Consider the following 22,474-nt stretch of genomic DNA (forward strand, 5'->3'; position numbering starts at 1 on the left):
ACTACAAAGGAGAATTGGATATTAAGACTGGTATTAGATTGGTATCACCAAATATGAAAGAAGTTTCGACCATAACTATTGCTCAGGTAACGGATATGCATCTATTTGCCTCGGAACAGAAGCAACTGCTGGGAATGCCTACCACAAAGTCTTTCAATGCAGTTATCGAGCGCTTAAAAAAATTACGAGACCAACTAGATTTGCTGTTGTTAACGGGAGACTTGTCAGGTGATGGTACGTCACAATCTTATAGTAATTTGCAAAATTTGCTGAGTCCGCTGTTTCTTCCTAGTTATTGGCTACCAGGAAATCATGATGATTTTACAATCATGAATGAAGTCTTAAATCTGGGCTTGGTTTCTCGTCGTAAATGTTTTGAGCGCGGTGGATGGAATTTTGTATTGTTAGATTCTTCGGTACCTGGTGAGGTACATGGTTATCTACGTCGCGAAACTTTGGAATGGCTAGATTTACAGTTAAGTATGACGGGCGATCGACCAACAGCGATCGCACTTCATCATCCTCCCTTCAATATAAATTCTGGTTGGTTAGATAACAGTAGCTTGCAAAACTCCGAAGATTTTTTTGCAGTTTTAGATAAATATCCGCAAGTTAGATTGGTATTGTTTGGTCATATACATCAAGAATTTTTAACTCAACGCCGGGGTGTTGATTATTTAGGAACTCCTTCAACCTGCGTTCAGTTTCAGCCAAGAAGCAAAAAATTTGCTCTGGATCAAAAATCACCAGGATTTCGCTTGATGAAACTTTACCCCAATGGAACTTGGGAAACTTGGATTGAAAGAGTTCCGTATTTTCACGCTGTAGAGTTAGCAGCCTTCTAGATATTAACAGTTACCAATTATCAGTTATCAGTTGTTAGCTATTAATAATTGATCATTGTTAAACTTTTACTTCGTCGGCAAAGCTGTGCCAGCGGACAAATTGAAATGCTCCTGCTACCGAACCCCAAATGTGTTCGTCGGTTTCTAAGTCTCTTCCTTTGTCTCTGCTGATAAATTTCTCTCCATCAATTTCAAATTCGCTGTCAAGGTAAGTATTTTGTCCTTTGCGAAATACGATGCAGCTTTTACCCGGTTCTACCATTCCTTTGAAGCTGTTACCCGTCCACTCTACAATCATGTTACAACCGGATAGTTTTTCCAAATCCGAAGGCTCTAATGCTTTGAGGCGTTCTAAATCGCGAGATGCGCCATAAAATTTTTCCGCATCTTTAACTCTATAATTCTCAATTTCTATATGGTTTCCCGCATCAACTAATTTATTAACTGCAACACGATAGGGGTCATTTAGCATATAATCGTAAGCTTGCTCAACATAAAAGCTTACTCCCGATAGCAAATTATACGGTAGAGGACGCATACATACTCGAATGTGAGCGAAAAAAGGTGGATTTTCAAAAGCTTGTTCTTGATTGCTAAAATCAGAAGCCATCCAGCGAGCTAAGGTTGGTATATCGGTAGAGTGCGACATTATATAGATATTGGATGCAAATTTTTAGATAAAAGTATATTACCAATTGATGTAGCCGCTTAGTAAGCTACGCACGACGAATTTAAACAAGTTTGGAGAAAGATGAAGGGGATATTCGTCACATAATTGGTTAGTATTTGATAGTTTTTATAATTGTTAATTGCGATCTCCCATGCTAATTTCTAAGAAAATGTTAAATATACAACGCTTTAGTATTACATTTGCTACAGCTATTACAATTTGTTTGCTTTCGACTTCGTTGACGTTAGCGAAAGAGAAAAAGCCCAAACCACCGAAAGAATTTCCACCTTCTCCTTTAGAGATTACCGTACCTGACCCATTGCTACCAGCTTATCGCAATCAACAATCTTTAAATAGTGAAGAAAAGCGTTCTCTAGAAGCGGCTTTGGATCAACTAAATCGAGAAGCAATTGCACAACTCCAAGCAGGAGATACTCAAGGAGCGTTTGCAACTTGGAACCGAGAATTACGCTTGCGTCGCTATTTGGGCACATTAAATGAAATTCAGGCACTACAGCGGGTTGGTGGAATTGCTTACACTAGAAACAATCGGCTTCAAATAAGGTATATTACCGAGCGATTGCAGGCAATTCAAAAACAAGTTCAACTAGAGCAAAGACCGGATTTACGGGTATTGCAGGCTTTAGGTGAAGCTTACCGTCAAGTGCGATCGCCATCATTAGCAATAGAAGCTTACAATCAAGTTTTGATAATTGTCCGGGAAAATTCGGATGTTGCAGCAGAGATAGACACGCTGAAAATTATCGGCAATATTCAACTTGATTGGTTTGATTATCCGGCTGCTGCAACAACTTACGAACAATTACTAAGTTTAGTTACGCAGGATAACGATATTGAACAATCTTTAAAAGATTTAGTTTACATTTATGACCGTACAAAACAGCCTCAAAAAGCAATAGAAGCACGTAAAAAGTTATCGTTAGTTTACCGTCAAAGAAATGATATTGCACAGTTATCGGCATTAAAATTAGCTATCGGTTCGGATTACGAAACTTTAGCTAAGGAGAATTCTAATTTTGTCGATGAAGCCTTTAAAAACTATCAAGAAGCCTATACTATGGCTTGGGAATTTCAACAGTACGTGCCTGCTGCGGAAGCTTTACAAAAGTTAGTTTCATTATATGTTGCAGAAAATCAAACAGAAGATGCTTTGCAAACCTCTCAAATTTTATTGCAAGCAGAAGAACGAGCTGCTAATTTTTACGGGATGATGAATGCTTACGAGCAAATAGGTAAGATTCATTTACAGCGTCAAGAAAATCAATTGGCTCTTGCAGCTTTTCAAAAAGGATTAGAATTAGCGCAGCAATTAGGTTCTGAAACTAAGGATTTACTTGAGCAAATTCAAAAAATATCGGGAACAACTTGAAGCTAATGAAATTATGCCGTTTTGATTTGCTACAGCAGCCCCTTTTAGAAGCCGATTATCTTAGATAATTATTAAAAGTTAAGCTTGAAGTATAATTTTGGTAGTTTTTTTGGGGATTATAGCTTAATCGGAGACTTTTTTCACTCTCCAGATTTAGTATCTTCTCGCGGATGGTTGGTGAGTTTTCATATTGTTTTAGCAAGGCTATTTCTCTGCGGACATATATGGCACGCTAGCCGCCCTCGTTTAACGGAAGCTGGATTTGATTTTAAAAACGACGATATGGTTAACCCTGCGAAAGTTGTTAGTTGAAAATTGGAATTAATTAAATTCGCAAAAACAAAAACCTACTACCTAACATAAGCTTAGGTAGCAGGCTTTTATATTTTCAGATAGGTTTAAATTCTAATAGCTTGTAGAAGTGATATGAAAGAGACTTTTAAAAATTACAACTTATTTTACTACAGACTTTTTTTCTTTGCGCTTACCTAAGAGCATACTACCACCAAAAGCTAACATTCCTAAAGCGATGCTTGATTCCGGTACGCTTGCTTGTACAAATTTGCCTGTACCGATGCGGAATGTGTGGTTGTCAGTCTCAAAACCACTACCACCACCTGTAAGTTGAGAAATTACAATCCTGTCAAAGTTATCAGCCGTACCTTCAGAGAAGAACTCGAAGAAACCATTTTGTTCATCATTGTTTTTAGTGGGAGCAAGTGCAGTTAAGATGTCGTAAGTTAATATGGATGCAGATTTCTTGTTACCTGCTGTATCTGTATATTTCAATTCTACTGCTGTATCTCCATTGAAGAATTCGAGGGTGTTTCCTATACTTAAAGCACCTAAATTTATGCCAAAGTAATTGAAAGTATCGCCTTCCTTAGCTGTTTCGATAACAGCACTCATACCTTTAAACACCTTTAAATACGCTGATGTATTGTCCTCGCCATTCACCCCAGCAGGTCCGTAGCTCCCAGTACCAACTGAGGTGACACCTTTTGATTTGGAATCGTCACTGCCCACAAAAGAATACTTAACTCTGCCATTACCTGGCAAGCTGACATCATTAAAATCGAATGTCTCATAAACTGGGTTATTAACATTCTCTGAAAAAGCACCTTGGTTTGTTACATTGCTATCGCGAAAAATACCAGAACTATAACTAAAATTAGCAGCTTGTGCGGAACCAGCGTAAGTAACGGTAGCGATAGCAGATAAAGCAGCAATAGAAAATAACTTTTTAAACATTAATTTAATTCCGTTCTCTTTTTTTCTTCTCTTATCTGCATTGTGTCCTGTATCTTAAAGAAAAATTAGGTGAGATTCACTGAAATCTGAAATCTTATTTATTTGAGATCTGCGAGTATATTATTTGACACCATACTCAAGTAAGCTTAGTAATTAACGATAAAAAAGAAACTTTCTTCATGGACTATGTAAAAAACAATCCAGTTTTTCTAGCTATAATTGTGAAGAAATGACATCACCGCTCGTTTGTGCCACGTTAATGCCAATTGCTTCATGAGTCATTCAAATTTGAAGCATAAATTTGAGCTTTAAATAAAGAAGAATTCTCAATCTACCTGTATTTGTAATGGGTGAAAATTCATCTCAAATATAACTACAATAACGATTTGAGCCACATCATCTAAGTTAAGCCATGACTGGTAGTATTTTATACAGAATACTTATCCTCAGTTAATTACTTATGTATATAGAAGGTAGCTGCGTTCCCGCATGAGCTATTGAGCGCTTGTATCTTCAAAACTGAGAGTTTTTTCAGGGAATAGCTGCAACCTGGGAATTAAAGATTACCCAGCAGATTTTTTAAATAGTCGTATGATATATGTTCTCTGTATTGGTGCGCTTTTCCGATTCTTAATTGACACCACAAGCTTTTACCTATAATGTTTAAGCAATTTGAGAATAAATTATTAAAATAAGTATATGAATAAAATTGATTATCTGCGTATTAGTTTAATAGACCGCTGTAACTTTCGCTGTCATTATTGCGTACCCGAAGGTGCAAAACTCGATTATCTTCTACAACAAGAATTATTAAGTTATCAAGAATTATTAAATCTACTAAAAGAAGTATTTATTCCATTAGGATTTACTAAATTTCGTCTAACCGGAGGCGAACCATTATTACGTCCGGGGGTAGTTGATTTTGTAGGAGAAGTTGCTTCTCTTTCTGGATGCGATGATTTAGCTATGACGACTAACGGTTTTTTGTTAGATAAATTAGCAAAACCACTTTATGATGCTGGTTTGCGACGTATCAATATAAGTCTTGATTCGCTCAATCCAGAAATTTTTGACAAAATGATTGGTAATGGGGGAAAGTCGCGCTGGCAGCAAACTTGGCAAGGGATTCAAACTGCTTATGAAGTGGGTTTTAATCCTTTAAAGTTAAATGTAGTAATCATCAGGGGCGTAAATGATTCAGAAATTTTGGATTTAGCTGCTTTATCTATTCAGCGTAATTGGCACGTTCGTTTTATTGAATTTATGCCAATTGGTAATAGCAAATTATTTGACGAATCTACATGGATTCCTTCAGAAGAATTGCGTCGAATGATTTCCCAAAAATTTGGCTTGGTTGAATCCAGTATAAAAGGAAATGGCCCGGCAGACGTTTTTAAAATTCCCGGTGCTAAAGGTACTTTGGGATTTATTTCGCAAATGTCAGAATGTTTTTGCGACAAATGCAACCGGATTCGTTTATCTGCGGATGGTTGGTTGCGCCCGTGTTTGTTAAATGAAACAGGTCAAATTAATTTAAAAGATGCTTTACGCAATGGAGTTGATTCTTCTCAATTAATTGAACAAGTAAGAGATTTACTGTTTCTTAAAGAGGAAATTAACTTTAAAGAACGAGATAGAGGAACAGTTGGTAATTATGGTCGTACTATGTCACAAATTGGAGGTTAATTAATTTTATATTTTTGTTTTTGACATAGATATTGGATTTTAAATTAGGAGTTAAGTAGGTGGGCGGGGAAATTTACAATTATGTAACAAAATGTAAATAATCTGAAACCCTTGCGATTGCTTCGTCGTGCCTCCATTCCCTAGGAGGGAACACTCCGTGAACGCAATGACAAAGTATAGTTCTGTTTATTTACGCCAACCTACTTAGTTAGTAGGTTGGGTTAGATAGGTTTACCAAATGTTAGTTGTAAAGAAAATCTTTATTTATAGTGTCGTAATCCAAAATCAATTTTATGTTGGGTTACGGTTCAAATGTAAATTATTCGCTTTTAACTATATCTTGTGAACCTAACCCAACCTACAAGCTAACCCAACCTACAAGCTATTACCTATTATCTATTACCTACACAATATCACTCCAAAAATATTTTCATAGCATCATCTGCTATTGAGATTTTGACAAATGTTCCTTCAGGTATTATTGTATCGGTCATTGTTCTGGCATGAATTTCTCTACCGGAAGGAGTTTCTAAACAATAGCGGTATTCTCTTCCTAAAAATCGCCGTTTGGTAATCTTTACTTGAGAATCTGTATCTGGTTGTAAAATACAATCTTCTTGGCGAATCATTATTTCACCTTTATCGTGGCTATGATTCCCTTGAATTTGAAAACAACCAATTTCAGTTTCCCAATTACTACCCTGACGACGGGCTGGTAAAAAGTTGGCTTGAGTAACAAATTCTGCTACAAACCTGGATGCGGGATGAGTGTAAATTTCTTCGGGTAAACCTATTTGTTCTAAATGCCCCTGACGCATCACTCCTACTACATCGGCGATCGCCAGGGCTTCTTCTTGATCGTGAGTAATAAAAACTGCCGAAGTTCCAGCAAGTTTAAGAATATCTCGGATTTCTTCTCGCAACTGCAATCTAACTTGAATATCAAGATTAGACAAGGGTTCGTCCAAAAGCATTAATTTTGGTTTGGGTGCTAAAGCACGGGCTAAAGCGACTCGCTGCTGCTGCCCCCCGGAAAGTTCGTAAGGATAGCGTTTTTCTAAAGTTTCTAGTCTTACCAAGTTTAAAACTTCTGAAACCCTTTGTTTAACTTGATTTTTATTTAATTTTTTTAAGCCAAAAGCAACGTTTTCCGCTACCGTTAAATGGGGAAAAAGGGCATAATCTTGAAACACAATGCCAATATCGCGTTTCTCTGGTGGTATCCAAGCTTCTTGAGAGCAAACTTTCTCTTCTGCAATTTGAACTTCTCCAGTTTGCGGATTTTCAAAACCACCAATTATTCTTAATAAAGTTGTCTTACCACAACCCGAAGGACCCACTAAAGCTAGTATATCTCCTTCTTGTAATGTTAAAGAGACATTATTCACCGCAGGAATTTTACTTTCGGCAAAGCTTTTAGTGATATTTTGTAAGCTGAGAATTTCTTGTTGCATTTTGGTAATTGGGAATTGGGAATTGGTAATAGACAAAAATAAGCTAGTATACAGGTTCTTTTATCTAAAGACTAAAATTGAATAATTCAAATCAAATATGAATTCAGAGTTTTCAAGGAACCAATATTACTAAAACAAACTATTCTTTGGTAAAAAAAACTATTTATTATATTTTCAAAAAAAATATTCCAATAATTGTGTAAGATAGAATTAATTATAATTGTTATAAGCAGAACAATAAACTTTTATCATGCTTTTTGATTAGCTTTCTCTTGGGATAATACAAAAAAGGTTGATACCATAGATACCATTAATATCATTAATGAAGCTGCTGCGGCATCGGCAAAATCTACATTTTCTGTTGCTTTCCAAATTTCTACTGCAAGAGTATCAAAGCCGATTGGTGATAGCAGCATAGTGGCTGGTAATTCTTTCATTGCTGTAAGAAATACCAATACGGTACCGCTTAATATACCCGGAGTTACTAAAGGTAAGGTGACTTCTTTTAAAGTCTGCCAGGATGATTTTCCCAAACTACGCGCAGCTTCTTCTATTTGAGGATTTACTTGTAATAAAGAAGTACGCACAGTTCCGATTGATTGCTGTAAAAATAATATCAAATATGCAAAAATCAACATCGGCAAGGTTTGGTACAAAAACGGTAAATAATTAGCACCAAAAAATACTAATGATAAAGCTACAACAATTCCCGGTACGCCAAAACAAATGTAAGTTGCACGTTCAACTATAGCAATAATTTTAGAAGGAAATCTTACCGACAATATGGCAATTGGTAAAGCAAATAAAGTCGCAACAATTGCTGCTAAACCGGCTGCGGTAATTGAGTTTACGGTTGGTTGTAATAAGTCAATAAATTCGTATTCAGTTAAAAATCCTTGAATTAACCAAAATACTATGGTGATTACGGGTAGCACCACACCCAAAAAACTAATTACCGCGCAAAAAATAAGAGCTGGTAACTTCCATTTTCCTAATTTAACCAGTTTCACCGGACGAAATGATGAGGTACCGCGAGTGTAGTAAGCAGCACGGGAACGCATTCGAGATTCCAGCCACAGGATAAACATTACTATCGTTACCAACACCAAAGATAAAGCCGCAGCTGCATCACGGTTAAAGCTGGCTTGATATTGGATAAAAATCGCCTGGGTAAAAGCATCAAACTGCATTAACGAAGGGGTACCAAAATCTCGCAAAGCATATAAAGATACTAATAATCCCCCAGAAATTAATGATGGATACAATTGTGGTAAAACAACTTTGAAAAAAGTATCTCTACTGTTGTAACCCATGCTGCGAGAGGCTTCTTCCAAAGAAGGGTCTAAGCCTTGCAATGCCGAACGCAGACTTAATAACATATAGGGATAAGTAAACAAAGTCAACGCCAAAATTGCCCCAAACCAACCATAAATAGAAGGCAATTCTTCTACACCCAAAGGTGCTAGTAAAAGTTGGAGAAAACTACCCCTCGGAGCAAAAGCGCCAATTAACGCAAAACTGCCAACGTAACTGGGAACAGCCAAAGGTAATGTGGTAACAATCAACCAAAAACGTCGCTGTGGTAAATCCGTTCGCACCGTCAAAAATGCCAAAGGCACAGAAATTAAGCCAGATAATAGCGCTACAGCCACCATCAGAACAATACTATTGAACAAAATAACGAGATTTTGCTGGCGGGTAAATAATTGCAGTAACTCTTCCCCACCAGCATAGGCAGCGCGTATCACCAGATAAAACAACGGTAAAGCAATAGCAACTGCTACTACCACTGCCGCAACAGTTAGAAATAAGGGAGGGCGAGCCGCCTTTGACACTTTTTTGATACTCCTATTTTGGGGAATTGGGGAGATGGGGGGATGGGGAGAGGGGGAGAGGGGGAGAGGGGGAGAGGGGGTGAGATGGGGAAATATTAATTCTTAACTCCTAACTCCTAACTCCTAACTCCTAACTGTATAGACGTAGCAGTGCTACGTCTCTACACTACTAACTCTTCATTCCCAATCCAAAATCCAAAAGAATGTTAAAATCTAAAATCTAAAAGAAACGCATCCGTTGTTAAAATCTAAAATTAAACGACTCCTGCTTTTTGTAGTAGGTTTAAGGTTTCATCCAAGCTATTAAGTTTGGATAAGTCGATGTTGGGAGGGTTTAATTTTTCTAAAGGTACTAGGGATTTGTCGGCTTCTACGCCTTTTGCTAGGGGATATTCGTTAGTCTCGGAAGCGAAGTATTTTTGCGCTGCTGGACTTACCATATACTTGATAAATTTTTGAGCATCTTCTGGTTGATCGGTGGATTTGAGTATTGCTAATCCTGCAACGTTAACCATTGCTCCAGCATCCCCGTTAGTGAAGTGATGTGCTACGGGAAAGTTTGGATCGTCTTTGGTAAAGCGAGGTAGATAATAGTGATTGACTAATCCTAATTCAACCTCACCCCTTCCTAAAGCTTCAACTATTGCCGTATTGTTACCGTATTTTTTGACATCGTTGGCTTGCATCGCTTTGAGCCATTCCAATGTCTTTTCTTCACCTTCAATAAGCCGCATTCCCGTCACAAATGACTGAAACGAACCATTTGTAGGTGCCCAAGCAACTTTACCGCGCCATTTTGGTTGGGTTAATTCCCAAACATCTTTCGGTAAGTCGCCGATCTTAACCAACTTCGTATTATAATCAACAACGCGAGCGCGTCCGGAAACTCCGATCCAATTCCCCGTAGGTGAACGGAAACGAGAATCTACTTCTTCAAGTATCTCCGACGGAATCGGTTGAGTACGTTGCTTCACCTCCAAAGCCCCCAAAGCTCCCGCATCTTGTCCCAAGAATACGTCAGCTTTACTATTTTCGCCTTCTTCTAAAAGCGCGATCGTTAACTCGGAAGTATTACCGTAACGCACTTTAATATCTAAGTTTAGGTCTTTGGAAGCTTGTTCGAGTATGGGGGAAACTAGCTTCTTGTTTCTACCGGAATAAACAATCAAATCTTTAGAATTATCGCTACCGGGCGTACACCCCGCGCAGATGGTTAAAAAAGCAATCAATCCTGTTAATAATAATTTTTGTCGCATTTTTTTATCTTTTTCTCTAATAAAATAATCAGTTGTTTGCAGTTAAGTTATATAGACATTACGTATAATATCTATGCATTAAGTAGTACATCATAACGCTAAAGGCACGCCATTACTAGCATAGAAGCATCAATAAAGGTTAGTGCGATCGCCATTGTAGTTTTTGCACAAGCGCGATCGCCCTCGATATGATTTTTCTATAGCTTCACTTAATCACTGTAGTTAACGATAACATTTATCAACTATTCTGTAATGTATAACGAGTAGATTTGATTGTAAAGCCGCGTTAGTAATTGTCTGTCTTAAAAAAAATGCCGGGAGGGGGAGAGAGGGGGAGAAAAAAATTTCCGTTATTATTTATTCTTTCAAAAAATATCAGCAGAAATGAAAACTATCTTACGTTTGTTAAAGAGAAAAACGCGAGTTTAGTGGAAAATCTTGAGTCAGCTTATCAAGCCTGTGTGAACGACTTAATATTTTAGGCTATAGCCGCACTTAGTATGCTAAAAAAACATTCAAAAAAAAGGGCACAGGGAATAGGGAACTCTTAACAGCGAAAAAAATCTTTTCTTAAATAAATTTAATCAACAGAGCGGATAATTTTGTTTCAGAGCAAGAGTTTCAGCTTGATTTTTAGAAAATCAAGCTGAAACTACTGATGAACGATATTTTACCTCCAGGTAATTATAATCAAATTTATCTTTGCTTCTATTTTTTATTTAGCTTTATTTAGAAAACTCTGCAATTAGATAACAACAACACATTCTTCCAACTGACTGATAATTTTTTCAGCATCTAAATTTTGTCCGATAAAAACCAGTTGATTAGATGGATTTGTAGTCCATTCATCTCTTTGAAAATTACAGCGTTTACCGCTAAGTTGAAAAATATGTCGCAGTTTACTTCCTTGATACCAAATAATTCCTTTTCCTCTAAATACTGTTTTCGGTAATTGTTCATCTAAAAATTTATTGAACTTCTCTACACTTAAAGGTTTATCGCTTTTAAAAGAAACTGACATAAAATTATCTTCTGCCAAGCCATTGATAGAAGGTGAGTCAATATTATGTTGTAAAGACGAACGCGAAAGCATTTTAAAATTAAATTCACCTACATCTAATATTAAAGGTAAAGAAATTTGTCCGTATTCCGAACGGATAATTTTAGCACCAATTTTAACTAAATTAATATATTCTTCTATTTGATGAAGTTTTGCTTCCGAGACTAAATCTATTTTATTTAATATAATAATATCGCCATAAATAACTTGCTCTATAGCAATTTCATTCTCAAAATGACTGGAATTAAAATTTTCTGCATCGACAACTGTTAAAATCGAATCTAAACGAGTCATATCTCTTAAATGACTGCTGGTAAAAGTCATCATTAAGGGTACGGGTTCGGCTAAACCAGTTGTTTCGATAACTATATAGTCGATATTATCGCGTTCTAAAACTTTATTTACAGCATCGATTAAACTAGCATTAATAGTACAACATATACAGCCGTTACTGAGAAGCATCATATCTTCATCGATAGATACTAAAAGCTGACTATCAATATTTATTTCCCCAAATTCGTTGACTAAAACAGCTATTTTCAAATTTTGGCGATTGGTCAAAATTTGATTTAATAAAGTAGTTTTACCACTTCCGAGAAATCCCGTGATTATTGTCACGGGTGTTTTTTGTTGGGGAAGTTGAATAATTGGGGTCATAACTATAAAAATTCGATTTAATTCGTGGTAATTACTTTTATTGCTGGGAGTAGGGAATATAAAAATAGGTCTATCTCAATACTATATGATTTGCAAGAATTTGATATAATTATAAACTTGGTTTTTTGAAAAAAGCGGGTTTTTAATTTTTAGCGAAATCAGAAAAATCATGCTTCCCCAAATTTAGATCCCCCCAACCCCCCTTAAAAAAGGGAGGCTTTTCGTCATAATGTTCGGATTTTAAGTAACGCTAATCTTAAAAGTGCCAAAAAGTTCACGCGCTTATCAAGTAAAAGCAGTTAATAACTGGGTTAAAGCAGACTAAGAACCATAACGCCGGCAAACAACGCCGATTTATCCGAATTAAAAAATAGTGAAATAAATAGCGAAATAGAAATATCAAAAAAACCTTTCCAGTAACTGTTTTTAAAGATTAAACGAAATATCATGTGCTTGAAATGCAGTTTTGTGAAACTTCTATAAAGTTGTACGAGCAAGACTGAGCCTTGAGAAGGAGACAGCAGTAGATGCTTCGCCGTATATTTACTAAAACTCCCATAGCTCTGAAACAGTTGATGAAAGAAAAGAACTGTTTTGGAATTGCTGTGGCCGGTATTGCTTTCGCAAATATTCTAATGTTCTCCCAAATGGGGTTTGAAGCTTCATTATTTGATAGTTCAACCGCACCACACAAAAGTCTAAATGCCGATATCGTCATAGTTAATCGCTATTTTGAGTCTATATATTCAGTTAAAGATTTTCCTCGACGACGCTTACATCAAGTTTTAGGATTTGAAGGAGTAGAATCCGTAAGTCCGTTGTACATTAATTCTGGAAAGTGGAAAAACCCGCAAACCCTGCACAGTCAGACTATTTTGGTATTCGGTACAGATCCACGCACCACAGCATTTAACTCTCCCCAAGTCAATCGAAATATTTCTGAATTACAAAAGCCGAACACTGTATTATTCGACCAAACATCCTTACCAATATTTGGTCCTATAGGCACTTTATATCAACAACAATCCAACGTTGAAACCGAACTTAATAATATCAAAATTCGAGTTCGTGGCTTGTTTGACTTAGGTGCATCTTTTGCAGCGTATGGTAACGTAATTACCAGCGATACAACATATCTATATTTATTCCCTCAGTCTTCTGTTGCTCAAGTTAAACTTGGTTTGGTCAAACTTAAAAGCGATGCTGATATTAACCAAGTCCGTAAAAGCTTAGAAAATTCTTTACCTAAAGACGTAAAAATTTTCACAGTACCAGCTTTTGAAGCCGCAGAAAAAGCTTATTGGGCAAAAACTACACCCATTGGTTTTGTATTTGGCTTTGGTGTAATTATCGCCTTTCTTGTAGGTACTATGGTGGTGTATCAAATTATGTATTCCGATGTCGCCACCCATTTACCGCAATATGCCACCCTTAAAGCAATGGGATATCGCGATCGCTATTTAGTCGGGGTATTAATGCAAGAATCATTAATTTTAGCTATATGCGGCTACATCCCAGCGTTCGCAGTATCTTGGCTAATATATGACATTGCAGCTTTTCTGACGCTGCTACCGATTTATATGACTCTTCAAAGAGGTATTATGGTATTTCTGTTAACAGTAACTATGTGCTTAATTTCCGGGTTAACGGCGATAAGAAAGTTACAATCTGCCGATCCAGCCGATGTGTTTTAAATGTAATTTAGATTACATCTAAATCTTGTAGAGGACAAGGTATTCTAAAAAGCATTCAGGTAATAAACAGGAAAGCTTTGTTGAGGAGTGAATAAACATATGCAAATTACAAATCTGCTAACAGCTGGTGGGATAGTAATGATACCACTGCTGTTCTTCTCGATATTAGTAGGGGCACTAATTATCGAACGCATCCGATTTTGGGTAAAGATAAATAGCCGTCAAACCCGCATAGTAGAAGAAGTACTCAAACTTTATCGTCGTGATAACGTTGTTAGTGCCTTGGAAAAACTCAACCAAAATACCGATTTACCCATTGCTCGGATCTTTTTAGCAGCTTTGGAATTAGAAGAAGCAAACCCAGAAGAATTTCGTCTAGCATTAGAAAGCGAAGCTCAAGCCGAAATACCTTTACTAAAACGCTTTCAAAACATCTTCGACACAGTGATTTCTCTTTCACCCTTACTCGGACTTTTAGGAACCGTTTTAGGACTAATTGCTTCTTTCGCTTCACTCAACCTCGGTAACGTTGGAGGTACACAAACCACCAACGTTACAGGTGGAATCAGCGAAGCATTAGTTTCCACAGCCGCAGGATTAATAGTGGCTATTTTTACATTATTATTCGCCAACACATTCCGGGGATTATACCAGCGACAAATCGCATTAATTCAAGAATATGGCGGACAATTAGAATTACTTTACCGTCGTCATTACGAAAGGGAAGATAAGTTAGGAGCTAAAGGATTTTAGATTTTAACAACGGATGCTTTTGTTTTGGATTTTGGATTAAATTAAGTTAACAGGGAACAGCGAACAGTTAGGAGTTATCAGTTACCAATTACCAATTCCCAATTCCCAATTCCCAATTCCCAAATAAAATGAAACTACCAGAAGAACCAGATATTCCAGCTACTATTAATATCGTTCCGATGATTGATGTGATATTCGCTATTTTGGCGTTTTTCATTATGTCATCGTTATTTTTAACAAAATTGGAAGGATTGTCAGTAAATTTACCTAAAGCATCATCAGCACAACAGCAACAAGCAACAGAACCAATTGCGGTGACAATTGACGAGAATGGTACTATAAGCTTGAATCGACAACCAATTACCCTTGATAATTTGGAAACAGAAATCAATTTAGCAGTTAATGCGAATCAAGAACGATTGGTAATAGTTAATGCTGATGAAAAAGTAACTCACGGAAAAGTTGTAGCCGTCATGGATAAATTGCGAGAAATACCTGGAGTTAGATTGGCGATCGCTACTGAAAAACCATAAAACATTCTCTTACAATTTACCTCTGCTTGACGACTGTAGGGAGAAAGTTTGTAAGCAGAAGTTGCATTAATCGGGTAAGAAGACAAAAATATTAAAGACATTAAATTTTGAACTGAACAGATGAAAAAGACTATTTGGGTAAACGAACAAATCGATCCCTCCGGATTAATTTATGCTTGTATTGCCTGCTGCAACGAGTCTCAAGCAAAAGATTGCCACGAATCTTTCAAAAATGACTTGAATGAAATACAGTTAGCAGCCGGTTGGATAGCGCGAATGAGAACAGTAGAATCCTGGGATGAAGTTCCAGTTAATTCTTTAAAACTAAATTAATAATAGGGAGTAGGGTTGGGGGGAACAGGGAACAGTGAGAAAAAAGTTACTGAATATAGCAATCCCGATTAATTAGTAATTTTTTATTGATAATTGTTCGTTGATAACTGATAATTGAAATTGATAATAATTATCCAGAATTATAGTTACTATCTATACTATGGATAAAAATTTGGAAAAACCCTATTTAATTAGTGAGCTATCCAAAAATTTTCTCTTTCAAAAAAGACTATAAAATTAACTTAGTCAGTGAAAGGGGAAAAGAAGTTCAAATTTCAATTCATTCCCCTACTCGGTATATCCGCGAAAACTGCCAACGGATATTACCAGATTGGGACAACAAGTTAGAAATGTCGGTAGCAATCGTTTTACAACAATCTCTAGAATCGCTTACAGAAAGTTCACCCCAAATAGAAGCAGAAAAACAACGGTTGCGAGCAAAATTTATGAGGTTTGCTTGCGATGTCGCATTTGATTTAAGAGATAAACAATATCTGACAGACTTAATAGATCCCCGTACCGGCTATCCATTGCTATCTCGCCCCGGACAAATTCCCCACGACGACACCGCAGTTGTCAAAACATTGCTTAAATATCCAATGATTTGCAACAAATGCCGCGTACTAATTCATCCCAAATGGGGAACCGCAGTTTATCCAAGTATTTTAATCTCAGCAGCACCTAGAATCATCATTGCCCAGACAATTCAAAATATTGCTATCTTACACGGATGGGAAATCAGTGAACAGTGAACAATTATCAATTGTCGCCCGTAGGGTGTGGATTATCAATATTAAATTCATAACTCCTAACTCCCCCATTTTCCCATCTCCCCCTCTCCTCATCCCCTCCCCTTCCATCTAACTCTTCTTCGGCTTTCGCAATGACTTAGAATCTATCGGTCCGATCATCCGATTAAGGGCACGTAACTGTTCGGCTGTTCCCATGCTGATCATTACGTCACCTGTCATTAAAAGAGTGTCTGCTGTGGGGCCACCAATTAGTTCTCCACTAGCACGACGAATGGCAAGAACTAATGCTCCAGTTTGCGCCCGTAATCTTGCTTCTCCTAAAGTTTGACCGACAAAGGGACAAGAATTGTAGTCAATTAAGACTTCTTCCATGTAAAGTTCGCGACCTTTTCCTGATATAATTCCGTCTACGAAGTCCATTATTTGAGGTCTTAAAGCAGCAGCAGCCATTCTTCTACCACCAGTGATGTATGGTGAAACTACTGCATCTGCACCGCCTCGCTGAAGTTTCTGCACTGCTTCTTCTGTGCTGGCGCGGGCGATCGCCCGAATTCGGGGATTAAGTGTTTTCGCCGATAAAACAATGTATAAATTTTCTGCATCAGATGGTAATGCAGCAACAATACAAGTAGCTCGTTCTATTCCTACGAGTATCAAGGTTTCATCTAAAGTTGCATCACCTTGATATATGGTATATCCTTCTTCTGCCTGAGTTTTTCTTACGAGTTCTACTTCCGAATCAACAATCACAAAAGGTACACCTTCTGCTTCAAATTCTTGAGCAATCTGACGACCTGTACGACTAAATCCGCAAATAATATAATGTCTAGATAATGATTCCATTGTTCGCCGCTGTTGTCTGAGTCGAATTCCTTCTTGAAAATATCCTTGAATTACGGCTTCTGTAAATCGATTAACAATATAACCGATGGTAACTATGCCCATTAAAATTAAGGCGATAGTAAATAGCCTTCCCCGGCTTTCTAAAGGTTTAGTTTCTCCATAGCCAACGGTTGATAAGGTAATCACCGTCATATAAGCAGCCTCTTCCCACTTCCAACCTTCTACAAATGTGTACCATAAAGTTCCCGTCAGTAACACGCCACAAAGTGCTAATGTTCCAATCATCAACTCTTGCTGGATGCGACGATATTTTTGCTCTAATATCGAGAAAACGGGTTTTTTCATCGCTCTCCAACTTTACAGAACGTTTGCCAATATAAATAAAATTACGAATAATGTTTGGTGCCTTTGTAATATTAATTACTAATTATTTAATTATCAAGCTTATTAATTTTTGATTTACCGATTGTTAAACTGCTTATAACAATTTGTGTTACCACGACATTGAATGGTAACATCATTTCTGCTGGATATATACTATCTTTGCTACTAAAATCAAATATGCTCTTTCCCGAAACGGTGAGTATAGAGCATAAAAACAATAACTAAGCTAAATCATCAGGATTTACTCCTAACTCACGCAATTTTTCAGCTAATTTTTCTATTTTTCTTTGTGCTGCTTTTACTTCTTCTTCAGGTACTTGAATCAACTCCCCTTCCAAAGTAAACCACCGCAGCCACAATCTATCAATATTGCGAAACGAACCCTGCCATAATCCCAAACTTAATCCTAATTCTGGTATGGGTACATTTCCTTGAGTAATATCTACCGCTTGATAATGTCCACCTACCAAGTGAAATGCCTGCATCTGATTGGTATAGCGGCTAAATACTATATAGTAGGGAATTCGCAAAATTTGTTCGTAAACTTTCCACTTAGTTGGTGGCTTATTCGCTTTACTTTCCGTTTCTCCTAAATCTTCTTCTTCCGTACCCGGAGATAATAATTCAACTACAACAAAAGGATTTACCCCTTCTTGCCAAGTTACATAACTCAAACGTAAATCTCGCCCTTCATATAACTTTGGTACACCAACCACACCAAACCAATCCGGACGTTTATACCACTGCGGATGTCTGACATCATAATATAAATTGAGGTCGGCAGCGCTGTAAACTTCTTCTGGATTCCAATTAACGGGAAGAAACGTCAAAAACAGCAATAAGGGTTGCAAAAAGTGGAAATCGTCTTTCTCACTAGGTAAATCATACATCGTTGGCAGAGTTTCTTTTGGAGGAAGCGGGGGTTCGGATTGAGGTATTGAAATCATTTTTAAATTAGGGAATTGGGGATTGGGCATTGGGCATGGGGCATTGTAGAATTAAAATGCCTTATTTATTAGGGTATCTTGTTTAACTAAGACTGTTTTAAAACATCGGTAAATTACGTTGCAACCGATATTTATCCCAATAACCAATCGGAATCGCAATAATTGAAACGGCAAGTTGAAATAATATTGTAAAAATCATTGCACCAAATCCTCTTAAAAATCAGAATTTAAAAAAACCCGGTTTTTTGGAAAAACCGGGTTTATAAATTATCAAAAGTAAACTATTATTTAACTCGCAGCCAACTGACTCCAACTCACATAAGGTAAATTAGCAGCAGTCTCTTTAACTTTCTCGGCATTACTTACTAATTGTCCGCAAGCATCCCAAGTGCCGGAAACAAACATATTTTTCGCACCTTCACCCATGTTTACTGCTGCGGAAAAATCACCGCACTGTACTTTCATTGCTTGCAAATCTACGGTTATTTTTGCTTGAGGATTATCTGTTAACATCACCTGCAATTGCTGAACGGTATCGGAATCAGCAGTAACGCAAGGAACGCCCATCGCTACGCAATTACCGAAAAATATTTCTGCAAAGCTTTCACCAACTACAGCCTGAATTCCCCATTTAGCCAGGGCTTGAGGTGCGTGTTCTCTTGAAGAACCACAGCCAAAATTACGATTGACTATTAATATATTTGCATTTTGATACTGCGGTTGGTCAAAGGAATGTTTACCTTCAAGTCCTTTGCGATCGTCTTCAAAGGCGTGTTCTCCCAAACCATCAAAAGTAACGCAACGTAAAAACCGCGCCGGGATGATTCTATCTGTATCGATGTCATTACCTACTAAAGGAATACCGTTTCCGGAAACTGTTTTAACTACACTCATAACGATTTTGGATTTTGGATTTTAACAACGGATGCGTTTCTTTTAGATTTTAGATTTTAACAACGGATGCTTTTGTTTTGGATTGAGGAATGGGGATAGGGCATTGGGCATGGGGCATTAGACATCTCCGGAAAACATTTGTATGGTTTCAAATTACACATAGACCTAACCCCCCTACCCCCCCTTCCCTACTAGGGAATGGGGGTTTTTAAGCCTCTCAGGGGTGGGGGAGAGGTACTCTACGAGAAAACGCTCCGCGTTCATGGAGAGGGGTTTTTTTCATTTCCGGAGATGTCTATTGGAAATTTCTACCTTCTCTTCCCCCTCTACCCTCTCTTTCTTTCAACTAACAAACTCTCGTACATCTGCAACGGTACCTTTTATTGCAGCAGCAGCTACCATTGCGGGACTCATTAATAATGTACGTCCGCTTGCGGAACCTTGTCTTCCTTTAAAGTTGCGGTTGGAGGAAGAAGCGCTTATTTGTCTTCCTTCCAATTTGTCGGGGTTCATTGCTAAACACATGGAACATCCGGGTTCTCGCCATTCAAATCCGGCTGCTTCAAAGATTTTATCTAAACCTTCGGCTTCGGCTTCTTTTTTTACTCTTTCGGAACCGGGAACCACAAAGGCTTTTACTCCTTGAGCTACATGATTTCCTTGGGCTATTTTTGCAGCTTCGCGTAAGTCGCTAATTCTACCGTTGGTGCAGCTGCCTATAAAACAAACATCTATTTTAGTACCTTCGATGGGATTGCCGGGTGCTAAATCCATGTAGCGGTAAGCTTCTTCGGCAATAAAACGGTCTTCTGAGGGTAATTCTTCCGGTAACGGAATAGTTTGATTGATTCCTATACCTTGTCCGGGAGTAATTCCCCAAGTAACGGTAGGAGAAATATCTGCGGCATCAAATACTACAATATCATCATATTCTGCATCCGCATCACTACGGATAGACTCCCACCAAGTAACGGCTTTGTCCCAATCTTCTGCTTTCGGCGCAAAGTCTTTACCTTTGAGGTATTCGTAAGTAACTTTATCTGGATTAACGTAACCGCATCTCGCACCGCCTTCGATGGACATATTACAAGCAGTCATCCGTTCTTCCATGTTCATTTGTTCAAAGGTGGTACCTGCAAATTCATAAGCGTATCCGACACCACCTTTTACACCGAGAGTACGGATTATGTGCAAAACTACATCTTTGGCATAAACCCCTGGTTTTAAAGTACCGTTGACTTCAACTTTGCGGACTTTTAATTTAGATAGCGCCAGGGTTTGCGAAGCTAGAACATCCCGCACTTGAGAAGTACCAATACCAAAGGCGATCGCACCAAAAGCACCGTGAGTTGAAGTGTGACTATCTCCACAAGCAATAGTCATTCCCGGCTGAGTAAGTCCTTGCTCTGGAGCAATTACGTGAACGATACCTTGATTTCCCGTACCAATATTGTAAAAAGTTATGTCATTCTCTTGACAATTTCTTTCCAGCGCCTGCATCATCTCTTCTGCCAAAGTATCGACAAAAGGACGCGCTTGATTATCTGTAGGTACGATATGGTCAACCGTTGCCACCGTGCGTTGCGGGAACAATACCTTTAAACCCCGTTCCCTAAGCATAGCAAAGGCTTGAGGACTCGTTACTTCATGAATTAAATGCAGCCCAATAAACAGTTGCGTTTGTCCGGAAGCAAGCGTACCAACTGTATGTAAATCCCAAACTTTATCAAATAACGTGCCTTTGCTCATCTCAATCCGTTTGCTAAGAGTTAGGTTTAATGATGTTATCAAAAAATGGTAACAGACGGTAGGGAGGGGAGGGGGAAGATGGGGTAAAAATTACCCATTAACCATTACCAATTACCCAATCTAAAATCTAAAATCCAAAATCCAAAATCAAATAACTCCTAACTGTTAACTGTATCAACAATTCTCACGGTGGTTGCTTGAGGTCCCATTTGCCCCATTGTTTCGCTAAATTGTACGCCAGTACCAATTTCTATACGGTCAAAATCTCCATGAGTGACGCTGTTGCGGTGAAAGTAAATTTCTCTTCCGGTATCTAGGGTTTTGATAAAGCCGTAATCTTGTTCTGGAAAAAGTTTGTGAACAACTGCTACCATTGCTTGTTGCGGATGTTCTTTAACATCACCTTGCTGTCGCTCATTAAGTTCTTTCAATTGACGCTCCATAGCGTCGAAAGCATGACGAATTACTGCATCTATGGGTTCGTACTGATTACCATTATCGGGGCTGCGGTCTACTGCTAGTTCGTGGGATGGTGGTACGGTAATATCTAAACGCACTCGATAAGGAGAACCGCTACTGGGATGGTCGTGTGCTTTTTCTATAGCTACGCGACAACTGCTAATATGGTCGCAAAATTTTTCTAGCTTAGCAATTTTGGAATTTACTAATTCATCTAAAGCTTGTGTTTTTTCTACACTACGATAAGTAATTTCTGGTTGTATGTTCATAAAATTTTACTTTGTATATACGCTTCCAATTAGTCTCTGCACAATTTAGTGCAAGTATCCTTCTTTTGACTTCTTTCGGGGGGAATGAAAATTTTGGAATACCCTTCTATCTTTCGTAGGATATTTTTGATTGGAAAATAGGCGATCGCAGTAAGTAGGCAGGTTTAATTAAATGTAAAACGTCATTGCGAGGAACGAAGCAATCCCAGTTATTGCGATCAGCCGCACATAAAGGTGATTGCTTCGTCGTTCCTCCATTCCCTCTCTAGGGAACACTTCGTGTTCAGCTTGCTGACCCGTTAGGGTAACGCAATGACAGAGCGTGTCATAGTTATTTGTACCCATTTGTACCCACCTACTTATTATTTTATAAGGAGAATGCTGAAAACCCCGTCAATTCATTGCGGGGATGAAAGCTAATTACGGGATTTATCCCGCCTTGTATTCTCTAATCAATCTTTTCATAGCTGCCGATTGACTTACACCCCAATCGGCAGCTAATTTAGTTAGTTTTTCTTTTTCATGACTGTCTAAATAAACAGGTGTTTGCTTCTTTTTCATGTTGTTACTTCGAGTACAATGTGTTAGCATAATAATAACATATAAAATTCACAAGGAGGTGATGTAGATGCTGGTTCTAGAATACAAAATAGTTGCGTCGGAGAAGCAGCATCAAGCCATAGAAGAGTGCGATTCGTTGCTTATTGAATCACGGTAATCAGTCCGTACATAACTAAGCCAGTGAAACTTAGGTAAAACT

Annotated in this window: 21 protein-coding genes; 9 read left to right on the top strand and 12 right to left on the bottom strand. The window is 37.9% G+C overall.

Going from position 1 to position 22,474, the window contains the following annotated elements; genetic code table 11:
- Positions 1-53 precede the first annotated feature (53 nt).
- Entirely contained in the window at positions 54-845 is a 792-nt protein-coding gene (cpdA, locus tag ACM03V_RS29675) for a 3',5'-cyclic-AMP phosphodiesterase (protein ID WP_414624402.1), read from the top strand.
- 58 nt (positions 846-903) lie between these two features.
- On the opposite strand, the gene ACM03V_RS29680 is transcribed toward cpdA, so the two are convergent.
- Entirely contained in the window at positions 904-1,494 is a 591-nt protein-coding gene (locus ACM03V_RS29680; protein ID WP_414624403.1) for a chromophore lyase CpcT/CpeT, read from the bottom strand.
- 190 nt (positions 1,495-1,684) lie between these two features.
- On the opposite strand from ACM03V_RS29680, the gene ACM03V_RS29685 reads away from it, so the two are divergent.
- Entirely contained in the window at positions 1,685-2,905 is a 1,221-nt protein-coding gene (locus ACM03V_RS29685; RefSeq protein WP_414624404.1) for a tetratricopeptide repeat protein, read from the top strand.
- Positions 2,906-2,989: 84 nt separating this feature from the next.
- Complete coding sequence (locus ACM03V_RS29690) at positions 2,990-3,217, top strand: hypothetical protein (RefSeq protein WP_414624405.1); 228 nt, start codon at positions 2,990-2,992, stop codon at positions 3,215-3,217.
- Positions 3,218-3,358: 141 nt separating this feature from the next.
- Here ACM03V_RS29690 and ACM03V_RS29695 read toward each other — a convergent pair whose 3' ends face one another.
- On the bottom strand, positions 3,359-4,156 hold the full coding sequence (locus ACM03V_RS29695; protein WP_414624406.1) for a PEP-CTERM sorting domain-containing protein: 798 nt from the start codon (positions 4,154-4,156) through the stop codon (positions 3,359-3,361).
- Between the two features lie 699 nt (positions 4,157-4,855).
- Between ACM03V_RS29695 and moaA the strand changes: the two genes are divergently transcribed.
- On the top strand, positions 4,856-5,842 hold the full coding sequence (gene moaA / locus ACM03V_RS29700) for a GTP 3',8-cyclase MoaA (protein ID WP_414624407.1): 987 nt from the start codon (positions 4,856-4,858) through the stop codon (positions 5,840-5,842).
- A gap of 413 nt (positions 5,843-6,255) precedes the next feature.
- Here the strand turns inward: moaA and ACM03V_RS29705 are convergent, their stop codons facing one another.
- The 4 genes from ACM03V_RS29705 to ACM03V_RS29720 all read right to left on the bottom strand — a co-directional run bounded on the left by ACM03V_RS29705 (position 6,256) and on the right by ACM03V_RS29720 (position 12,104).
- Entirely contained in the window at positions 6,256-7,296 is a 1,041-nt protein-coding gene (locus ACM03V_RS29705; RefSeq protein WP_414624408.1) for an ABC transporter ATP-binding protein, read from the bottom strand.
- A gap of 248 nt (positions 7,297-7,544) precedes the next feature.
- Positions 7,545-9,131, bottom strand: a complete 1,587-nt coding sequence (locus ACM03V_RS29710) for an ABC transporter permease (RefSeq protein WP_414624409.1) — start codon at positions 9,129-9,131, stop codon at positions 7,545-7,547.
- Between the two features lie 254 nt (positions 9,132-9,385).
- Complete coding sequence (locus ACM03V_RS29715) at positions 9,386-10,387, bottom strand: iron ABC transporter substrate-binding protein (RefSeq protein WP_414624410.1); 1,002 nt, start codon at positions 10,385-10,387, stop codon at positions 9,386-9,388.
- 745 nt (positions 10,388-11,132) lie between these two features.
- Positions 11,133-12,104 (bottom strand): CobW family GTP-binding protein, encoded by a 972-nt coding sequence (locus ACM03V_RS29720; RefSeq protein WP_414624411.1) that lies wholly within the window; start codon positions 12,102-12,104, stop codon positions 11,133-11,135.
- Between the two features lie 527 nt (positions 12,105-12,631).
- Between ACM03V_RS29720 and devC the strand changes: the two genes are divergently transcribed.
- The 5 genes from devC (at position 12,632) to ACM03V_RS29745 (ending at position 16,169) form a co-directional block, all read left to right on the top strand.
- Positions 12,632-13,798 (top strand): ABC transporter permease DevC, encoded by a 1,167-nt coding sequence (gene devC / locus ACM03V_RS29725; RefSeq protein ID WP_414624412.1) that lies wholly within the window; start codon positions 12,632-12,634, stop codon positions 13,796-13,798.
- Between the two features lie 99 nt (positions 13,799-13,897).
- Complete coding sequence (locus tag ACM03V_RS29730; RefSeq protein WP_414624413.1) at positions 13,898-14,551, top strand: MotA/TolQ/ExbB proton channel family protein; 654 nt, start codon at positions 13,898-13,900, stop codon at positions 14,549-14,551.
- Positions 14,552-14,679: 128 nt separating this feature from the next.
- A complete protein-coding gene (locus ACM03V_RS29735) occupies positions 14,680-15,084 on the top strand; it encodes an ExbD/TolR family protein (RefSeq protein WP_414624414.1) in 405 nt (134 codons plus the stop codon).
- Between the two features lie 120 nt (positions 15,085-15,204).
- Entirely contained in the window at positions 15,205-15,417 is a 213-nt protein-coding gene (locus tag ACM03V_RS29740; protein ID WP_414624415.1) for a glycogen debranching protein, read from the top strand.
- A 194-nt stretch (positions 15,418-15,611) separates the two neighbouring features.
- Positions 15,612-16,169 (top strand): methylmalonic aciduria and homocystinuria type D protein, encoded by a 558-nt coding sequence (locus tag ACM03V_RS29745; protein ID WP_414624416.1) that lies wholly within the window; start codon positions 15,612-15,614, stop codon positions 16,167-16,169.
- Positions 16,170-16,277: 108 nt separating this feature from the next.
- Here ACM03V_RS29745 and ACM03V_RS29750 read toward each other — a convergent pair whose 3' ends face one another.
- From ACM03V_RS29750 to ACM03V_RS29775, 6 genes are all read right to left on the bottom strand, one after another.
- Positions 16,278-17,357, bottom strand: a complete 1,080-nt coding sequence (locus ACM03V_RS29750) for a potassium channel family protein (protein ID WP_414624417.1) — start codon at positions 17,355-17,357, stop codon at positions 16,278-16,280.
- 260 nt (positions 17,358-17,617) lie between these two features.
- Positions 17,618-18,343 carry a Uma2 family endonuclease gene (locus ACM03V_RS29755; RefSeq protein WP_414624418.1) on the bottom strand — a complete coding sequence of 242 codons (726 nt, stop codon included), beginning with the start codon at positions 18,341-18,343 and terminating at the stop codon, positions 17,618-17,620.
- 288 nt (positions 18,344-18,631) lie between these two features.
- A complete protein-coding gene (gene leuD / locus ACM03V_RS29760) occupies positions 18,632-19,237 on the bottom strand; it encodes a 3-isopropylmalate dehydratase small subunit (protein ID WP_414624419.1) in 606 nt (201 codons plus the stop codon).
- A gap of 342 nt (positions 19,238-19,579) precedes the next feature.
- Positions 19,580-20,986 (bottom strand): 3-isopropylmalate dehydratase large subunit, encoded by a 1,407-nt coding sequence (gene leuC, locus ACM03V_RS29765; RefSeq protein ID WP_414624420.1) that lies wholly within the window; start codon positions 20,984-20,986, stop codon positions 19,580-19,582.
- 158 nt (positions 20,987-21,144) lie between these two features.
- Positions 21,145-21,714 (bottom strand): HPF/RaiA family ribosome-associated protein, encoded by a 570-nt coding sequence (locus ACM03V_RS29770; protein WP_414624421.1) that lies wholly within the window; start codon positions 21,712-21,714, stop codon positions 21,145-21,147.
- Between the two features lie 429 nt (positions 21,715-22,143).
- Entirely contained in the window at positions 22,144-22,275 is a 132-nt protein-coding gene (locus ACM03V_RS29775) for a ribbon-helix-helix domain-containing protein (protein ID WP_414623138.1), read from the bottom strand.
- Between the last annotated feature and the right edge of the window lie 199 nt (positions 22,276-22,474).

This window comes from Calothrix sp. CCY 0018 (assembly GCF_963920925.1).
Taxonomy (GTDB): Bacteria; Cyanobacteriota; Cyanobacteriia; order Cyanobacteriales; family Nostocaceae; genus Rivularia.

Excerpts from the sequence above, each read along its gene's own strand:
- ACM03V_RS29705 (WP_414624408.1), bottom strand. The coding sequence starts at position 7,296 with ATGCAACAAGAAATTCTCAGCTTACAAAATATCACTAAAAGCTTTGCC.
- ACM03V_RS29750 (WP_414624417.1), bottom strand. The coding sequence starts at position 17,357 with ATGAAAAAACCCGTTTTCTCGATATTAGAGCAAAAATATCGTCGCATC.
- ACM03V_RS29730 (WP_414624413.1), top strand. The coding sequence starts at position 13,898 with ATGCAAATTACAAATCTGCTAACAGCTGGTGGGATAGTAATGATACCA.
- ACM03V_RS29720 (WP_414624411.1), bottom strand. The coding sequence starts at position 12,104 with ATGACCCCAATTATTCAACTTCCCCAACAAAAAACACCCGTGACAATA.
- ACM03V_RS29715 (WP_414624410.1), bottom strand. The coding sequence starts at position 10,387 with ATGCGACAAAAATTATTATTAACAGGATTGATTGCTTTTTTAACCATC.
- devC (WP_414624412.1), top strand. The coding sequence starts at position 12,632 with ATGCTTCGCCGTATATTTACTAAAACTCCCATAGCTCTGAAACAGTTG.
- ACM03V_RS29695 (WP_414624406.1), bottom strand. The coding sequence starts at position 4,156 with ATGTTTAAAAAGTTATTTTCTATTGCTGCTTTATCTGCTATCGCTACC.
- ACM03V_RS29755 (WP_414624418.1), bottom strand. The coding sequence starts at position 18,343 with ATGATTTCAATACCTCAATCCGAACCCCCGCTTCCTCCAAAAGAAACT.
- cpdA (WP_414624402.1), top strand. The coding sequence starts at position 54 with ATGAAAGAAGTTTCGACCATAACTATTGCTCAGGTAACGGATATGCAT.
- ACM03V_RS29735 (WP_414624414.1), top strand. The coding sequence starts at position 14,680 with ATGAAACTACCAGAAGAACCAGATATTCCAGCTACTATTAATATCGTT.
- leuD (WP_414624419.1), bottom strand. The coding sequence starts at position 19,237 with ATGAGTGTAGTTAAAACAGTTTCCGGAAACGGTATTCCTTTAGTAGGT.
- ACM03V_RS29685 (WP_414624404.1), top strand. The coding sequence starts at position 1,685 with ATGTTAAATATACAACGCTTTAGTATTACATTTGCTACAGCTATTACA.
- ACM03V_RS29740 (WP_414624415.1), top strand. The coding sequence starts at position 15,205 with ATGAAAAAGACTATTTGGGTAAACGAACAAATCGATCCCTCCGGATTA.
- leuC (WP_414624420.1), bottom strand. The coding sequence starts at position 20,986 with ATGAGCAAAGGCACGTTATTTGATAAAGTTTGGGATTTACATACAGTT.
- moaA (WP_414624407.1), top strand. The coding sequence starts at position 4,856 with ATGAATAAAATTGATTATCTGCGTATTAGTTTAATAGACCGCTGTAAC.
- ACM03V_RS29770 (WP_414624421.1), bottom strand. The coding sequence starts at position 21,714 with ATGAACATACAACCAGAAATTACTTATCGTAGTGTAGAAAAAACACAA.
- ACM03V_RS29680 (WP_414624403.1), bottom strand. The coding sequence starts at position 1,494 with ATGTCGCACTCTACCGATATACCAACCTTAGCTCGCTGGATGGCTTCT.
- ACM03V_RS29775 (WP_414623138.1), bottom strand. The coding sequence starts at position 22,275 with ATGAAAAAGAAGCAAACACCTGTTTATTTAGACAGTCATGAAAAAGAA.